Genomic DNA, 17,301 nt, shown 5'->3' on the forward strand with positions numbered 1-17,301 from the left:
ATCACGCTGACCAGTGGTCGTTGCGCTCCGGGCTTTCCCGACGCTGGGCTGGAGTGCCCGACGGCCCTGTCCTGCAACGCTGCTGATACCCTCATTCGGACGGTTTCGGTGCGTCTGGACTGTTATTTCTGACAGTACCCATCCCCTCGTGTTGAGTATTCAATGACCCTACGTTTTTGGATCGGAGCGGCATAAGTGTCTTGGCCGCATCGTTGGATGACGGGGATATATCTTCTTATCTATTCCCCGTCCTGGCGGTCTTACAAGACCTATTGAAGGGTGAGAGAAATGCAAAAAAAAGCATCTCAAAACGTTAGAGCTCTGACTCACATCGCAGACCCGGTCGGTTCAGGAGTCCCTCTGGACATCGCATGGTTGACCGGCATCATCCCGCTGGGCTTTGTACCCGCTGAGATCGTTATCAGTCCCGATGAAACTACGCTGTATGTCGCTCATGAGAGTGGCCGCGAAGTCAGCGTGGTCGACATCGCCAGTGCAAGCGTGGTTGGCAGTATCAAGCGGGCAGGCGCGGGTGCGATTACCCTGAGCCCCGATGGGAAACGGCTTTACACCATTGGCCAGAAGAGGTGCTACGTGGTGGACACGCGCTTGCGCGAGGTCATCAGGATACTTCCGGCTGCCAACGTCAACCGCATCCTGTGCAGCTCGGATGGCCGTTTTATCTGCCTGTCCTTTCAGAATGCGCTTGGCGGGCTTATCCGCCTGATCGAGACCGAGAACTATACGGTCGAAAACGAGTTTGATCTGGGTACCCTGACCAATGCGTCGCTGGCCCTCGGGATCAGCCCCCTGAATGACCGGTTTTACGCAACGATGCTGGTCGACCGGACGGCACCCACCGATGTTCTTGCAATCAGCAGGGTGGATTACCTGCAGCATGATATTCCCGGGTTTTCAGATCCGCGGTCGATGGCCTTCAGTTCCGATGGCGCCTGGCTGTATGTGGGCGGAATCGACGAGGTGTACATTATCGATGCCGCCACCAACAAAATGTTTTATCGGGAGAAGATAGGTACCCAGGGCTATCCGGTAAAAGTCATAGGCGTCACGCCGGATGAGCGCTATGTGTATGCGATCTACACCTGCAATTACGACGTCTACCGGATCGACACTGTGAAGGGAATCGCCACCTGTATCGCCTATTTTCCTTCGGTGGGCGGCGCAGTACTCAACAGGACCGGTACGTATATCTACTCCTCCCACCCGGACATGAGCTGGATTTCGATCTACAGGCTGTAGGTGCGCCTGCCAAACCTGCCACGGCGGATGACGCAGGCGCAGTGGCCGGTTGTATATAGTCATCGGCGGCTTGCGCTGTCAGTCGGCATTCAGCGCCGCGATGCCGGCCTTGGCCACTTGTGCATCCTGCTCGGCCTTAACGCCGGAAACACCCACCGCGCCAATCACCTGACCGTCGACGATGACCGGAACGCCGCCTTCCAGCGAGGTCAGCAGCGGGGCGCTGAGAAATGCCGTACGCCCGCCGTTGACCATTTCTTCGTAACCTTTGGACTCACGTTTGCCGAGTGCCGAGGTGCGGGCTTTTTCGATCGAGATATAGCTGCTGATCGGCGACGCGTCGTCCAGTCGCTCGAATGCGAGCAGATGGCCGCCGTCATCAACGACCGCGATGGCCACAGCCCAGCCATTGGCCTGGGCCTCGTCGCGTGCGGCACCGAGCATCAGGCTCACTTCGGTTTGGGTAAGGACGGCTTTGATTTTCATGGGTTGCTCCGGAGCAGTGGTTATTGGATAGGAGTTCAGCGAGATTCTGGAGTGCCAAGCGCTTCATCAATCAGCTCGATCCAGTGCCGTACCGAAGTTCGGTTGGCGCTGGCCAGGTGAGTCTGACAACCGATATTGGCGGTGGCGATGACCTGAGGTTTGCCGCTTTCCAGCGCGTTCATGCGGTTGTCGCGCAATTGACGGGCCAAGGCCGGCTGAGTGATTGAATAGGTGCCGGCAGAGCCGCAGCATAAATGGCCGTCCGGCACCTGGGTCAGGTTGAAGCCTAGACGAGTCAGTACGCGTTCCACTTCACCACCGAGTTTCTGTGCGTGCTGCAAGGTGCATGGGCAGTGGAACGCCAGTCGCGTATCGACCTTTATGCCCAGGGTTTCCAGCGGCTCGTCACGCAGTACTTCGACCAGATCCTTTGTGCACGCACTGATGCGCTCGGCCTTGTCTGCATAGGCTGGGTCGTGGCGCAGCAAATGGCCGTAGTCCTTGACGAATGCACCGCAACCGCTGGCCGTCTGGATGAGGGTTTCGGCACCGCCTTCGAGCGCGGGCCACCAGACGTCGATGTTGCGCCGCGCCCGGTTCAGACCGGCCTCCTGTGCATTCAGATGGTAATCCACGGCGCCGCAGCATCCGGCCTTGCTGACCGCAGTAATACCGATGCCCAGACGATCAAGCACGCGTGCCGTGGCAGCGTTGGTATTAGGTGACAGACCTGGCTGCACGCAACCATCAAGCAGCAGCGCCTGACGCGCATGACGAGTGGTCGGCCGAAGCCCGGCAGCATGGACTGTTGCAGGCAGTTTGGTTGCCAGTGTCTGCGGCAACAAGGGCGTGAACTTCATGCCCATTCCGGTCAGCAAACGGAACAATCCGGCATTGGGAATTACCTGGCGCAGGCCTTCACGCAGCAACCGCTGGCCAAGCGGGCGGGGCACCAGGGCCTCAACCGCTGCACGGCCGATGTCCAGCAGGTTGTGATAATCCACGCCGGACGGGCAGGTGGTTTCGCAGTTGCGGCAGCTCAGGCAGCGGTCCAGGTGCAAGCGGGTTTTTTCGGTGACTTGCTGGCCTTCGAGCACCTGTTTGATCAGGTAGATCCTGCCGCGCGGGCCGTCCAGCTCATCACCCAACAGTTGATAGGTCGGGCAGGTGGCATTGCAGAAACCGCAATGCACGCAACTGCGCAGGATGTGTTCGGCCTCTTCGGCGCGGGGCAGGGTTCTGGCGTGTTCACTCAATGTGGTCTGCATGCTTAAAACTCCGCGTACAGTCGGCCGGGGTTGAAAATGCCCTGCGGGTCGAGCCGGGCCTTGAGGGCCTGGTGGTAACGCAGTACAGGTGCGGCCAGCGGCTGGAACGGGTTGTCGACAACGCCCTGGCTGTAGCAGGTTGCATGCCCGCCAGCCGCCGTGGTGATCGCTCGAATGGTTTCGCCGTCTGCGTCGGATTTCAGCCAGCGTTGTGCGCCGCCCCAGTCGAGCAGTTGCTCGCCTGGCAGTTCCAGTACGGCGCTTTGGGCAGGTACGCAGAGCCGCCATAAAGGTCGCGGGTCCAGAAAAAAGGGCAGACGCTGCTCATTCAACTGCTGCCAGTAAGCGCCATCGAACACTTCGCCACCGAGCCGCTCATGGGCTGCTGCCACCGAGCCTTCGCCGCCCTCAAGACGCAGGCGCAGCACTTGACCGTCGTGGCTGGCTGCGCTGATGGGCATAGGTTGCTGACCCCATTCGGCAAGGCGGGCCAGGGCTTGCGAGCTGTCCATCTGCAGCGCGATGCTGCTGCACAGACGCGGTTTGGGCAGCACCTTGAGCGACACCTCGGTCAGCACCCCAAGGCAGCCGAAACTGCCTGCCATCAGGCGTGAAACGTCATAGCCTGCAACGTTTTTCATGACTTCGCCGCCAAAGCGCAGATGCTTGCCGAGGCCGGTAATGACCCGGGTGCCCAGCACGAAATCACGCACCGACCCGCTCCAGGGGCGGCGCGGGCCCGACAGTCCTGCGGCGACCATGCCGCCGAGCGTTGCGCAGCCAAAATCGGGCGGCTCACAGGGCAGCATCTGGCCTGCGGCGTCCAGCACCTGCATCAGCTCGCTCAGCGGCGTACCAGCGCGGACGGTGATCACCAGTTCTGTCGGGTCGTAACTGACGATGCCACGGTGTTCGCGGGTGTCGAGCACCTCGCCTGCTGTCTCACGGCCAAGCAAGGCTTTGCTGTTGCCACCCTGAATACGTAACGGCGTGCTGTCCCGCAGCGCTTGACCGACCCGATCGAGCAGAGCCTGGCTGACGTCTTTGTCCATCTCGCTCATCAGAAGCGCTCCAGTTCGGGAAACGGCAATTGCCCGGCATGAATATGCATGGCACCGAATTCCGCGCAGCGATGCAGGGTCGGGATGTTCTTGCCGGGATTGAGCAGGCCGCTGGCGTCGAATGCGGCCTTGATGGCATGGAAAAAAGTCAGTTCGTCACTGTTGAACTGCGCGCACATCTGGTTGATCTTCTCGCGACCGACACCGTGCTCGCCGGTGATGCTGCCGCCGACCTCGACGCACAGCTCAAGGATCTTGCCGCCCAGCGCCTCGGCGCGCTCCAGCTCACCCGTCTGATTGGCATCGAACAGGATCAACGGGTGCATGTTGCCATCGCCAGCATGGAACACATTTGCCACGCGCAGGCCGTACTGAGCTGACAACTCCTTGATGCTGCGCAATACCCCTGGCAACTCGCGTCGCGGGATAGTGCCGTCCATGCAGTAGTAATCCGGTGACAGACGGCCCACGGCGGGGAAGGCGTTCTTGCGCCCAGCCCAGAAGCGCACCCGTTCGGCCTCGTCTTTCGCCTGACGCACTTCGGTCGCGCCAGACAGTGTCAATACCTCGCGAACCCGTTCGCAATCGGCATGTACATCGGCTTCGACCCCGTCCAGCTCGCAAAGCAGGATGGCTTCTGCATCAACCGGATAGCCTGCGTGAATGAAATCCTCGGCGGCACGAATCGCCAGATTGTCCATCATCTCCAGCCCGCCGGGGATGATGCCTGCGGCAATGATATCGGCCACTGCACCGCCGGCTTTTTCCACGGAATCGAACGCCGCCAGCAGCACTTTGGCCACTTGCGGCCTGGGCAACAGCTTGACCGTGACTTCGGTAATGACACCGAGCATGCCTTCGGAGCCGGTAAACAGTGCCAGCAAGTCGAAGCCCGGTGAGTCCAGTGTGTCGCTGCCCAGGGTCATTGGCTCGCCTTCGACGGTCAGTATCTCGACCTTGAGCAGGTTGTGCACGGTCAGTCCGTATTTGAGGCAATGCACGCCGCCTGCATTTTCTGCCACGTTGCCACCGATGGAACAGGCGATTTGCGAGGAAGGGTCGGGTGCGTAATACAGACCGTGGGGTGCTGCTGCCTGGGAAATGGCCAGGTTGCGTACGCCGGGCTGGACCCGCGCCAGACGAGCAGCCGGATCAATAGCGAGGATCTGATTGAAGCGCGCCATCACCAGCAACACGCCTTTCTCCAGTGGCAGTGCGCCACCCGACAACCCGGTGCCCGCGCCGCGAGCGACCACCGGCACGCGATGCGCATGGCACAGTTTGAGCAGCGTCTGCACTTCTTCGACATGGCGTGGCAGCACCACCAGCATCGGCGTGGTGCGATAGGCCGATAACCCGTCGCACTCGTAGGGCCGAAGCTCTTCGGCGCGGTGCAGAATGTCCAGGTCGGGCAGTTGGCGTCGTAGCTCGTGCAGCAATTGTTGCTTGTCGACTGCGGGCAGCACGCCGTCGATGCGTTCGTCATAAAGAATATTCATGCAGGCACCCAGCGTTGTTTTTATCGGGTTAATGCATCCTAGCTCATTCAGCACAAGGCTTGAGTTGACAGCGTCAGGCGGATCGCGCAATTTACGCATTACGTAATGTGGTTACGAAAATAATAAACACAGCACCCGTGCGTCAGGCAGGCGACTTCCGTGGACCTATTCACTTACTACCGCTCGACCTCAAGTTACCGTGTACGTATTGCGTTGGCCTTAAAAGGGCTGGATTACGCTGCGATCCCGGTCAACCTGCTGCTTGATGGCGGCGAGCAGCGCACACCCGGCTACAAGGCGGTCAACCCGCAGGGCAGGGTGCCTGCATTGAGGCTGGACGATGGCGTGGTCATCACCCAGTCACTGGCGATCATTGAATACCTGGAAGAGTGCTACCCGCAGCCTGCGTTACTGGCGCAGGATGCTGTTCTGCGTGCGCGCCAGCGGGCCGTTGCGGCGCTGGTCGGCTGTGACATTCACCCCTTGCACAACGTTTCGGTGCTCAACCGGTTACGCGGTCTGGGTCACGACGAACCCGCTATTCTGAGCTGGATCGAGCACTGGATCGGCGAAGGTTTGCAGGCCGTCGAGCAGTTGATCGAAAAGGATGGTTTCTGTTTTGGTACGAGCCCCGGCCTTGCGGACATTTACCTGTTACCACAGCTGTATGCAGCCCATCGCTACAACGTCCAACTGAGTGCATACCCGCGTATCCAGCGGGTCGAGCGTCTGGCCATGCAACATCCGGCCTTTCAACAGGCACACCCTGATGCACAATCGGACAAGCCGGAGTAGGCTGCCCTCATGAAGATTCTTGGTCTGCAACTGATATTCGGTGATTTTCTCGCGCGCAGCGTGCGAGGGATCCCGTGTGCGCCGCCCGCAGGACAGTGATTGCGCTGGTTTAACCACTCTCACTTTTCCTGCAAGGAGCCAGTCATGGCTGATCTCTACGAAAACCCCATGGGCCTGATGGGCTTTGAATTCATCGAATTCGCGTCACCGACCCCCAACAGCCTGGAGCCTGTGTTTCAGATGATGGGTTTCACCAAAGTCGCAACCCATCGCTCCAAGGACGTGACCCTGTATCGTCAGGGCGCGATCAACCTGATCCTCAACAACGAGCCGCACAGTCTGGCCTCATACTTTGCCGCCGAACATGGCCCTTCGGTGTGCGGCATGGCGTTCCGCGTGAAAGACGCGCAAAAGGCCTACAACCGGGCACTTGAACTGGGCGCACAACCGCTGGAAATCGCCACCGGCCCCATGGAATTGCGCTTGCCCGCCATCAAGGGCATCGGTGGCGCGCCGCTGTACCTGATCGACCGTTTCGGTGAAGGCACCTCGATTTACGACATCGACTTCAACTTCATCGAAGGCGTCGATCGCCACCCGTTCGGTGCCGGCCTTAAATTCATCGATCACCTGACCCACAACGTGTATCGCGGGCGCATGGCGTACTGGGCAGGGTTCTATGAAAAGCTGTTCAACTTCCGCGAGCTGCGCTATTTCGACATCAAGGGCGAATACACCGGTCTGACCTCAAAGGCCATGACCGCCCCGGATGGCATGATCCGCATTCCCCTGAACGAAGAGTCGTCCAAGGGTGCGGGGCAGATTGAAGAGTTCCTGATGCAGTTCAATGGCGAAGGCATTCAGCATGTAGCGTTCTTTACCGATGACCTGATCAAGACCTGGGACGCGCTGAAGACAACCGGCATGCGTTTCATGACGGCGCCGCCGGATACTTACTACGAAATGCTTCAGGGAAGACTGCCCGATCACGGTGAGCCGGAGGCCGAGCTCAAGTCACGCGGTATTCTGCTCGATGGCTCTTCCGAAGGCGGCGAGCGTCGCTTGCTGTTGCAGATATTCTCCGCAACGCTGATGGGCCCGGTGTTTTTCGAATTCATTCAGCGCAAGGGCGACGACGGGTTTGGCGAAGGCAACTTCAAGGCGCTGTTCGAATCCATCGAGCGTGACCAGATACAGCGTGGCGTACTGACGCCGGATTGAGCGATAACCGGAAGTGTCCGCCTTGCGATCAGACGAGCCTGCTCAGGCTCGTTCTGAGTCATTTGTGCTTGAGCACGTCAGCCTGCCGATTGAGAGACGAGATATAACGCTCGGTAAATTCATGCGCTGGCATGGGACGACCATACAAATAGCCCTGACCCTCGTCGCACACATAATGGCGCATCAGACTTTCCTGCTCGCGGGTTTCTATGCCTTCTGCCGTGACCTGGAGATTGAAGCCGTTCGCCAGCCTGATAACGGCCTCAATGATGACTTCGTCTTTCTTGCTGCGCTCCACGCCACTTACGAATGAGCGGTCAATTTTCAGCCGTGTCACCGGATAGTCTTTCAGCAGGCTCAGGGACGCATAGCCGGTACCGAAATCGTCGAATGCAATGCCCACACCCAATGAGCGAAGGTGGCGCAACGGTTCCATAATGCGTTGTTCGTTTCGCAGGATGATGTTTTCCGTGATCTCCAGCTCGAGTGAGTGTGCCGGCAAGGAAAAGTCTTCAAGCGCACTTTCAACCATTTCGGCAAAGTCACGCATGCGAAACTGAGCGGCGAACAGATTGACGCCGATGCGAAATTCGTCACAGCCGGTGTTTCGCCATTGCGCTGCCTGCTCACAGGCTGAGCGCAGGATCCATTCGCCCACCGGTACCGCGAGAAGACCCGCTTCCAGTGCAGGTAGAAAAACCGCCGGAGACACCACACCCAGTGTCGGATGGTTCCAGCGTATAAGGGCTTCGGCTCCGGTAATACGACCGTCCGCAAGTCGTACCTGAGGCTGGTAGTACAGCTCGAACTCTTTGTTGGCCCACGCCTGACGCATCGATGAGCTGAGCGCGCCTCTTCTTGACGCGGTCTGTCGATGCTCGGAGGTGAAGGTGCGAACAAGGGAGCGTCCGTCAGACTTGGCCTGGTAGAGCGCCAGATCCGCATTGCCGAGCATTTGCTCCTCGTCGTAGTCGGAGCCGGACCTTACGGAGACGCCGATGCTGGCACCGATGTAGATTGAATTGTCTTCAAACTCAATCGGCTCCTCGATGACCGCTATGAGCGCCAGGCCCAGACTGGTTGCGTTGTCAGGGTCTGTCGTGTCTGACAGGAACACGACAAACTCATCGCCGCCCAGACGGGCGACCATATGGCAGGCCGGTACGTGTTCGCGAAGACGCTGAGAGGTCACCTTGAGCACAAAATCACCCGCAGCGTGGCCCAGCGTGTCGTTGACGTCCTTGAAACCGTCCAGATCGATCAGCAGGATAGCTGCTGGCAGCTGCGCATCGCACGCCTCCTTGATCCGCCTTTTGAGTGTCGATCGATTGGCAAGCCCGGTCAGATGATCGTATTCAGCCGCATGCTTGAGTAATTTGTCCGCCTCGACACGCTGGGTGACGTCACGAATGATCGCCCCGAATTGTGGCTCGCCGGCATACGTCCATTGTGAGAGCGAAAGCTCGATCGGGATTGTATGACCGTCGCGATGTATGGCCGTCAGGTTAATGGATTTTCCGATAATGGAGGTCGGGCCGCCTGACGCCACCCTCGACAAACCTGCATGATGCCTGGAGCGCATTTCGGGCGGAATAATAATGTCGAGAGGTTTTCCCATGGCGTCCTCGGATCGATGCCCGAAAATGAGCTCGGCCGAATTGTTCCATGAGATGATCCGGTTTTTGCTGTCCGAGCAGATAATCGCGTCGGGTGAAGTCGAGGTGATATTCATGAAGCGGGCGTGGCTGTCTTCATTCTCAAGCGCAAGCCGACGCAACTCCATTCTTTCGATGACTATGACCGCCAGATCCTGAAGAACCCATTGATCTCGCTGTGAGAAAGTCTCCCGAGGTTTATTGTCGATCAGGCACAGGCTGCCCAGCACATGACCGCTGGCGGTTATCAGCGGCGCCCCGGCATAAAAGCGAATATAGGGAGCGCCTACTACCAAGGCGTTTGAGCTGAACCTCTCATCCTGCAATGCATCAGGCACCAGAAAAACGTTACGGCCCATGAGCGCAAAATTACAGAATGAGACGTCACGGCCCGTTTCGCAGACATCGAGGCCGATACGCGCCTTGAAGAATTGCCGATCGCGATGAACCAGCGAAATCAGCGCAATGGGCACATCGAAAATCCGCGATGCCATTTGCACGATCTGATCGTATTCGTGCTCAGGTGGGGTATCCATCAACGAAAAAGCATTCAAAATCCGAATACGCTCTTCGTCGTCATCGCCGACTGGGTAAGTACTCATTTGAGGTCATCGCTATAAGCTGATCGCGCCTGAAACGCGAAGCGATCGATGTACAATGCCGCTGTGCCGGCATCGGTGAAAACACCCTGCCAACACGCGCTTGCGCCATGCCGGAAAAGCAAAGTTCGATACATTGCAGCACCTCTCACAGTAGTGTATCGGTAGCTGTCTCTAGCAGCCTAGAAGCTGTATCGTCAAAAAACCGAATACCTGTAATGACTTCTTGAGCAACTAGCCTGCGGGGCATTCATTCAACTAAGCCCCGCGTGACCTCGGTGTAACAACGTATTCGGGTTAGTGGCGCTAAGGTATGGAAACTGCATGGCGGGGTTCACTGCCAATTTGATGACAACCCTATGAAACGGCTTTCCTTTATTTCGACGAGGCTTACACCTTCGGCGCTCAGCAAAGCGTTGATCGGCTTCATTGCCCTGGTTTGTCTATCGCTGACCCTGGCTACCGTCTGGCAGATGAACCAGTCGAAGCTCGAGCGCGCGGCCACCGCCAGGATTGCGGTGTCCAATATCGTGCTTGCCGCTGAGCAGCAGGCTCAGGACACCCTGCAACAGGCTGACAATACGCTGCGTGACCTTGTCGAGCGTGTGGAACAGGACGGGGTCGCAGGCCAGCAGCAAAGCCGCTTGACCAGGCTGATGGCTCAAGACCTGATAAACGTCAAAGGGCTTCAGGGGCTGTTCATCTACGATGCTCAGGGCAACTGGGTCGCCAATTCCTTTGCCAACGGCGTGCACACCAGAAACAACGAAGACCGCGATTACTTCATTTACCATCGCGATAACCCTGACCCGTCCATTCATGTAGGGTCTATCGTAGAAAGCCGTAATACCGGGGATATGGTCATCCCGGTCAGTCGGCGTATCAATGCTGCGGATGGCAGTTTTGCTGGCGTTGCACTGGCCACCGTACCGGTGGCTTATTTCCAGGCGTTTTTCCAGCGCATGGATGTAGACGACAAGGGTGTGATCTTTCTCGCTCTGAACAATGGCGACCTGCTGGCGCGGCGCCCCACATTAACCGCACTGATGACCACCAATGTCGCCAAGGGCGATATCTTCACTCGCTATCTGCCCTACAGCGACAGCGGCACCGCGTTGATCAACTCCGTGGTGGACGGGGTGGAAAGGATCTACGCCTATCGGCGGGTGTCCGGGTTGCCGATCGTCGCCGCTGCAGGCGTCTCCTGTCAGCATGTGTTCGCGCCTTGGTGGGCCTATGCATACCGGTCCATGACCATCACCGGCATTATTATCCTTGCGCTGGTTTTGCTTGGCGTCCTGCTGTACCGGCAAATCCAGCAGTTGATCAATGCGGAAGGTGAACTGAACATCGCCAGGAACGAGCTGGAGATCATCGCTCACACGGACAGCCTCACGCACCTGGCCAATCGACGCTGCTTCGATGCGGCCTTGCAGCAGGAGTGGGGGCGGGCGAGTCGGAATACTGCAACTATCGCAATTATTCTGCTGGATATTGACTGGTTCAAACAATACAACGACACCTACGGTCATCTGCTGGGAGACGACTGCCTGAAGCAAGTGGCTGGGCTCATAGGCAACAGTCTTGACCGGGCTGGGGATATCGCGGCACGTTACGGCGGCGAAGAGTTTGTCATTCTGCTGCCTGAAACCGACCTGGCAGGGGCGCTGAAGATCGCGGAAAAAATCAGATCATCCGTTGAAACCAATCGTATAGAGCACTCGGCCAGCCCGCTGGGCAAACTGACCATCAGCTCGGGCGTGGTGTCGATCAACGCAGCAGAGAAGGATGGACATACCGCCGCGTTGGCGGAAGCGGATCGGCTGCTTTACCTGGCCAAAACCAGAGGGCGTAACCGCGTCGAAGGTCGGCTGATTCACGGCTGGCATGGAGCGAGCCATTTTGCCAGGGTATCAACCGCCTCTTCCTGAGTCAGTCTGACGGACGGCTACCGCCCATACGCTCGCTGATGGCCTGCGCCGTTTGCAAAAGCCGCCTGGCCGCCAGATTCTGCGTCTCGTCGTTCAACACCGATCCCGGCCCAACCACGGTGATCACGCCCACCAGCTTGTTGCCCATGGCGAACAGCGGCGAAGAGGCTGCGTTTATGCCCGGCATCAGCAAGCCCTGAATCTGGTGGACGCCCGTCGTACGGATCTGCTCGATATGCAGCTTGACGTCGCGCAACTGGTCGGCACTCAGCAAAGGCATTTCCTGCTCGCGAAGCGCAGCGGTTTCGCGCTCGTTCAGAAAGCTGTCGAATACCAGGCCGGTAGACGAGCCGAGCAACGGCAGCACCGAGCCGATTTGCGTCACCAGCGTCACTGCGCCCATCGACGCTTCGACATACACCACGGTCGGCCCTTTGTTGCCCCATACCGCCAGGAAGCACGTCTGGTTCAGTTCATCACGCAGGCTGGCCAGCCACGGCGCCGATACTTTCAGCACGTCCAGTTTGCCGAGTGAGGCCAGCCCGACCAGCAACGCTTCGCGCCCCAGCCCGTAGTGATTGTTGACAGCATCCTGCTCGGCAAAGCCACTGGCAATCAGCGCCTGTAGATAACGATGAACCTTGCTGGCAGGCATGCCCAGATGCTCGGCCAGTTTCGACAGGGAAGTGGAGGGCGACAGATCGGCCAGCGCCTTGAGCACGCCCAGTCCAACTTCGGCGGCCTGAACCTTTTGCTGACGTCCGCCTGTCGGGCTTTCGATGTCCTGGGTCATGGGTGCTGTGCGCCGATCGGGAAAGGCAGCTTTATAGCTTGACCGGCTGGCAAACTCAAATTACGTTATGCGTAATCGTTTTACGTTAAATGATGTTTTACCCGTCTCTGCCCGACCCCATAACAACAAGAGGTCCAGATGGCTATCCACTCCCGTTCCGACGCATTGGCTTATCAGTCGGGCTTTGGCAACCAGTTCAGCAGCGAGGCGCTGCCCGGAGCATTGCCGATTGGCCAGAACTCTCCGCAGAAGCACCCGCTGGGGCTGTATGCCGAGCAGTTCTCGGGTACTGCCTTCACGGTCGCGCGCAGCGAAGCCCGGCGTACCTGGTTGTATCGCATCAAACCTTCGGCGGCCCATCCGCGTTACCAACGCATGGGTCGGCAGATCGCCGGTCAGGAGCAGGGCCCGATCAACCCCAACCGGCTGCGCTGGAACGCCTTCGATATCCCCGCCGAGCCTGTCGATTTCATTGACGGCCTGATCCCTTTGGCGAGTACCTCGGCCGCGGATCAGGCAGACGGTGTGAGCGTCTACGTATACGCAGCCAACACTTCGATGCAGCGTGCGTTTTTCAGCGCCGATGGCGAATGGTTGATTGTGCCGCAACAGGGGCGACTCAGAATCATCACCGAATTGGGTCTGCTGGACATCGAGCCGCTGGAAATCGCCGTCTTGCCGCGAGGCATGAAGTTTCGCGTGCAACTGCTCGACAGCAGCGCCCGCGGTTACATCTGCGAGAACCACGGTTGCGCCTTACGCCTTCCGGAGCTTGGTCCGATCGGCAGTAACGGGCTGGCCAATCCACGTGATTTTCTGACGCCAGTGGCCTGGTTTGAAGACAATCAGCAACCGGTGGAGCTGGTGCAGAAGTTCCTTGGTGAACTGTGGTCGACACACCTGGAGCATTCACCCTTTGATGTGGTGGGCTGGCACGGTAACAACGTTGCGTACAAGTATGATCTGCGGCGTTTCAACACCATCGGTACGGTCAGTTACGATCACCCGGACCCATCGATTTTCACTGTGTTGACTTCACCAGGTGCCGCCCACGGCCAGGCCAATATCGATTTCGTTATATTCCCGCCGCGCTGGATGGTGGCGGAAAATACCTTTCGCCCGCCGTGGTTCCACCGCAACCTGATGAACGAATTCATGGGCCTGATCGATGGCGCCTACGACGCCAAGGCTGAAGGCTTCATGCCCGGGGGCGCCTCGCTGCACAACTGCATGAGCGCGCACGGCCCGGATAATGTCACGGCAGAAAAGGCCATTGCTGCTGAGCTGAAACCGCACAAAATCGAAAACACCATGGCCTTCATGTTCGAGACCGGCAAGGTATTGCGTCCCAGCCGCCACGCGCTCGGCTGCCCGCAACTGCAAGCCGATTACGATGCCTGCTGGAACGACATGACCAGGACATTCAACAAGGAACCGCGCCAATGACTGGCTCTCTCAATCGTCGCAGTTGGGTGGCATCGGCCAACGAGCACGCTGATTTTCCGTTGCAGAACCTGCCGCTGGGTGTGTTCAGCCATGGCACTACCGGCCCGCGTGGTGGCGTGGCGATTGGCGATCTGATTGTCGATCTGCGCGCAGCAACAGCCGCGGGGGTTTTTCACGGGCAGGCCGCCGAGGCTGCCGAAGTGGCCAGCCGCGATCAGCTCAACGATTTTTTTGCGCTGGGCGCGCCAGCCCGTCAGGCATTGCGCAGCGCATTGCTGCAACTGCTGGATGCGGACAACCCGCAACGTGACAGTATGCAGGCCGTTGCAGGTTTGCTGCTGCCGATGAGCGAGTGCAGCCTGCACATGCCAGCGCGGGTAGGTGATTATTCTGACTTCTACGTTGGTATTCACCATGCGCTGAACGTCGGAAAGCTGTTCCGTCCGGACAACCCGCTGCTGCCCAACTACAAATATGTGCCGATTGGCTACCACGGCCGGGCATCGACCCTCTGTACATCCGGTACGCCGGTCCGGCGGCCCAATGGGCAGACCCTTGCGCCGGGTCAGGACGTTCCGGTTTTCGGTCCCTGCAAACGCCTGGATTACGAACTGGAGCTGGGTGTGTGGATCGGGCCGGGGAATGCGCAGGGCGATGCCATCGCGATTGACCGGGCCGCCGAACACATCGCCGGGTTTTGCCTGCTCAACGACTGGTCGGCGCGTGACATTCAAGCGTGGGAGTACCAGCCGCTGGGACCGTTTCTGTCCAAGAGCTTTGCCACGACGATCTCGCCCTGGGTGGTAACCGCCGAAGCGCTGATACCCTTTCGCAGCGCTCAGCCAGCGCGTCCGGAGGGCGATCCTCAGCCGCTGCCGTACCTGCTTGATCAGAAAGATCAGCAGGGTGGCGCGCTGGACATCGAGCTGGAAGTGCTGCTGCTGACCGCGCAGATGAAGGCCGAGGGGTTGGAGCCTTACCGGTTGGGTCTGAGCAACTCGCTGAACATGTACTGGACCGTGGCGCAGATGGTCGCACACCACAGCGTCAACGGTTGCAAGCTGCAACCGGGCGACCTGCTTGGCACGGGTACGCTGTCCGGCCCTCAGACAGGTCAGTACGGCAGCCTGCTGGAGATGACCGCAGGCGGCAAGCAGTCAGTGGCGTTACCCAACGGTGAAAAACGCATATTCCTGGAAGCTGGCGACGAGGTCATCCTGCGTGCCCGTTGTCATCGGGAAGGGCAGGTGTCGATTGGCTTTGGCGAGTGCCGGGGCGTAGTACTCGACTGAAAAACCGGATCAGAAGCCTCAGGGAGTCACTTCGTACCAGCCCAGAAACATGTTCAACGCCGACTCGATCACATCACTTTGCTCCTGAGGGTTGAGCAGTGCGGCATTGAAGGTTACCTGTGGCCAGAATGCGAACGACTTGAGCAACGCGTGCATCTGCGTCGCTGCAAAACCGGGGTCGACAGGCTTCAGGCGACCGCCTTTCTGGGCCGCCCGGATCCACGCGCTGAAGGTTTCTTCGCGCTCATTGATACGGGCCATCCACACTTGAGCACGCTCGGGCGAGTGAATGGTAGCGCCCACCACGACGCGCGCCAGGTCGAGAAAATTACTGTTGGTGAGGTTGCGCATCTTCCCCCACAGCAGGTCTCGAAGTTGCTCGCGCAGACTGACATTGGGGTGATAAATCACTTCCGATTGCGGCGGGGCACAGCTCCACAGACGCTGCAGCATCTCGGCGAACAGCTCCTCCTTGCTGGGGAAATGGTTGTAGACCGTGCGTTTGGACACCTCGGCCCGAGCAGCGATGCGGTCCATGCTGGTGACCTCGAAACCACGATCGCCAAATTCGGCAATAGCTGCCTGGACGATGGATTCGCGTTTCTGATCGGTGAGGCGCATGGGTGCGGTCATAGGTTCGCTTCAAACGGACGTTTAGAGAAAGTTACACTCAGCAGTTTACTTGTCGCCAAGAATCACGCAAGCTTAAAACTACACCGTGTAGTGTAAAACACTGTTACATATCTTTCATCGAGCATCCTGCAACGGGATCACGTACAAAGTATGCACGGCTGGAGCCTCAACCTGTTCCCAGGAGTCAGCAAACCATGGCCTCGACACATCAGAAAAAGGATGCTTCTTCACTGCCTGTCCTGTCCCGTCATGAGGGGCGATATCGGAATCACGCGACGATGAAACCGGCGAGTCTGCTGCGAACACTCCGCATTTTCTGGGATCAGGCATTCAATAAGCCCAAGGACACGCGCCCCGCAGGCGAAATTCCGGTGCAGCCGCTGTCGCGTCAGCAGTTGCTGGCAGCGCCCAACAACACGGTGTATCGCCTCGGGCATTCGACGGTCCTGCTCAAATTACGCGACCAGTTCTGGCTGACTGATCCCGTGTTTGCCGAGCGCGCGTCGCCGGTGCAGTGGGCGGGGCCGCAGCGCTTTCATCAGCCGCCGATCAGCCTCGAAGAGTTGCCACCGATCAAGGCAGTGATTCTTTCGCACAACCACTACGACCATCTGGATCGTATGGCGATCAAGGCGCTGACCGACAAGACCGAGCATTTTCTGGCACCACTTGGTGTAGGCGATACGCTGATTGAATGGGGCGTACCCGCGCACAAGGTCCGCCAACTGGACTGGTGGCAGTCCACCGAAGTGGCGGGCATCGAGTTCGTCGCTACGCCTTCGCAGCATTTTTCCGGGCGTACGCTGCTCGACAGCAACCGTACCCTGTGGGCGTCCTGGGTGATAATCGACGGCGATCAGCGGATCTTTTTCAGTGGCGACAGCGGCTATTTCGATGGCTTCAAGACCATCGGCGAGCAATACGGGCCGTTTGACCTGACGCTGATGGAAACCGGGGCCTATAACGTCGAATGGCCGCATGTGCACATGCAACCCGAGCAGACGCTGCAGGCGCATCTGGACCTGCGTGGTCGCTGGTTGCTGCCGATTCACAACGGCACCTTCGACCTGTCGATGCACGCCTGGCACGAACCGTTCGATCGTATCCTGGCGCTGGCCTGGGAGCAGAATGTTTCGATCACCACGCCGATGATGGGCCAGCCGTTCTATGTGCAATACCCGTGTCGCGGTTTGACATGGTGGCTGGGCGTCGATGAAGTTGCCGAGCCTGAACCCGAGCCCGAGCAGCACGGCCGAGTAACGAACTGCAAATGCCCTCGGCAAAATGCCTGAAACTGCCCGCGCCATTGCTGAACTGATTTTTAAATAGCAGCACCCAGATTTTGATTTGTCATATGAGCAC

The 17,301-nt window shown here is 58.7% G+C and carries 14 protein-coding genes; 7 read left to right on the forward strand and 7 right to left on the reverse strand.

Annotated features, from left to right (window positions below; translation table 11 throughout):
* Positions 1-288: 288 nt before the first annotated feature.
* Entirely contained in the window at positions 289-1,260 is a 972-nt protein-coding gene (locus RYB66_RS19035; protein ID WP_316895145.1) for a YncE family protein, read from the forward strand.
* Between the two features lie 78 nt (positions 1,261-1,338).
* On the opposite strand, the gene RYB66_RS19040 is transcribed toward RYB66_RS19035, so the two are convergent.
* Genes RYB66_RS19040 through glcD form a run of 4 tightly spaced genes read right to left on the reverse strand, consistent with a single transcriptional unit; the run spans position 1,339 to position 5,574 of the window.
* Positions 1,339-1,746 (reverse strand): heme-binding protein, encoded by a 408-nt coding sequence (locus RYB66_RS19040; RefSeq protein ID WP_002554153.1) that lies wholly within the window; start codon positions 1,744-1,746, stop codon positions 1,339-1,341.
* 35 nt (positions 1,747-1,781) lie between these two features.
* Entirely contained in the window at positions 1,782-3,014 is a 1,233-nt protein-coding gene (gene glcF, locus RYB66_RS19045) for a glycolate oxidase subunit GlcF (RefSeq protein ID WP_117139572.1), read from the reverse strand.
* 2 nt (positions 3,015-3,016) lie between these two features.
* Complete coding sequence (gene glcE / locus RYB66_RS19050) at positions 3,017-4,075, reverse strand: glycolate oxidase subunit GlcE (protein ID WP_057405107.1); 1,059 nt, start codon at positions 4,073-4,075, stop codon at positions 3,017-3,019.
* The gene (glcD, locus tag RYB66_RS19055; protein ID WP_005744497.1) at positions 4,075-5,574 is read right to left on the reverse strand and encodes a glycolate oxidase subunit GlcD; all 1,500 of its coding nucleotides are present in this window, start codon (positions 5,572-5,574) and stop codon (positions 4,075-4,077) included. The genes glcE and glcD overlap by 1 nt, the downstream gene beginning before the upstream one ends.
* 159 nt (positions 5,575-5,733) lie before the next feature.
* Between glcD and maiA the strand changes: the two genes are divergently transcribed.
* Together maiA and hppD are read left to right on the forward strand one after the other, a co-directional pair.
* A complete protein-coding gene (gene maiA, locus RYB66_RS19060) occupies positions 5,734-6,369 on the forward strand; it encodes a maleylacetoacetate isomerase (RefSeq protein ID WP_005744496.1) in 636 nt (211 codons plus the stop codon).
* A gap of 144 nt (positions 6,370-6,513) precedes the next feature.
* On the forward strand, positions 6,514-7,590 hold the full coding sequence (gene hppD / locus RYB66_RS19065; RefSeq protein ID WP_005780599.1) for a 4-hydroxyphenylpyruvate dioxygenase: 1,077 nt from the start codon (positions 6,514-6,516) through the stop codon (positions 7,588-7,590).
* 58 nt (positions 7,591-7,648) lie between these two features.
* Here the strand turns inward: hppD and RYB66_RS19070 are convergent, their stop codons facing one another.
* Positions 7,649-9,847, reverse strand: a complete 2,199-nt coding sequence (locus RYB66_RS19070) for a putative bifunctional diguanylate cyclase/phosphodiesterase (RefSeq protein WP_005744494.1) — start codon at positions 9,845-9,847, stop codon at positions 7,649-7,651.
* A 356-nt stretch (positions 9,848-10,203) separates the two neighbouring features.
* On the opposite strand from RYB66_RS19070, the gene RYB66_RS19075 reads away from it, so the two are divergent.
* On the forward strand, positions 10,204-11,775 hold the full coding sequence (locus RYB66_RS19075) for a sensor domain-containing diguanylate cyclase (protein ID WP_005744492.1): 1,572 nt from the start codon (positions 10,204-10,206) through the stop codon (positions 11,773-11,775).
* 1 nt (position 11,776) lies between these two features.
* Here the strand turns inward: RYB66_RS19075 and RYB66_RS19080 are convergent, their stop codons facing one another.
* Positions 11,777-12,568 carry an IclR family transcriptional regulator gene (locus RYB66_RS19080; protein ID WP_005744491.1) on the reverse strand — a complete coding sequence of 264 codons (792 nt, stop codon included), beginning with the start codon at positions 12,566-12,568 and terminating at the stop codon, positions 11,777-11,779.
* Positions 12,569-12,706: 138 nt separating this feature from the next.
* Here RYB66_RS19080 and hmgA point away from each other — a divergent pair, with 138 nt between their 5' ends.
* Both hmgA and fahA read left to right on the forward strand, forming a co-directional pair.
* Positions 12,707-14,014 (forward strand): homogentisate 1,2-dioxygenase, encoded by a 1,308-nt coding sequence (hmgA, locus tag RYB66_RS19085; protein ID WP_005780600.1) that lies wholly within the window; start codon positions 12,707-12,709, stop codon positions 14,012-14,014.
* Complete coding sequence (gene fahA, locus RYB66_RS19090; RefSeq protein WP_016981484.1) at positions 14,011-15,306, forward strand: fumarylacetoacetase; 1,296 nt, start codon at positions 14,011-14,013, stop codon at positions 15,304-15,306. The genes hmgA and fahA overlap by 4 nt, the downstream gene beginning before the upstream one ends.
* Positions 15,307-15,324: 18 nt before the next feature.
* Here the strand turns inward: fahA and RYB66_RS19095 are convergent, their stop codons facing one another.
* Positions 15,325-15,939, reverse strand: coding sequence for a TetR/AcrR family transcriptional regulator (locus RYB66_RS19095; RefSeq protein WP_005744489.1), 615 nt, complete (start codon positions 15,937-15,939; stop codon positions 15,325-15,327).
* A 194-nt stretch (positions 15,940-16,133) separates the two neighbouring features.
* Between RYB66_RS19095 and RYB66_RS19100 the strand changes: the two genes are divergently transcribed.
* Entirely contained in the window at positions 16,134-17,231 is a 1,098-nt protein-coding gene (locus RYB66_RS19100; RefSeq protein WP_005780602.1) for an MBL fold metallo-hydrolase, read from the forward strand.
* Positions 17,232-17,301 lie beyond the last annotated feature (70 nt).

The organism is Pseudomonas syringae group sp. 243L2 (assembly GCF_032587875.1).
GTDB classification, from domain to species: Bacteria; Pseudomonadota; Gammaproteobacteria; order Pseudomonadales; family Pseudomonadaceae; genus Aquipseudomonas; species Aquipseudomonas amygdali.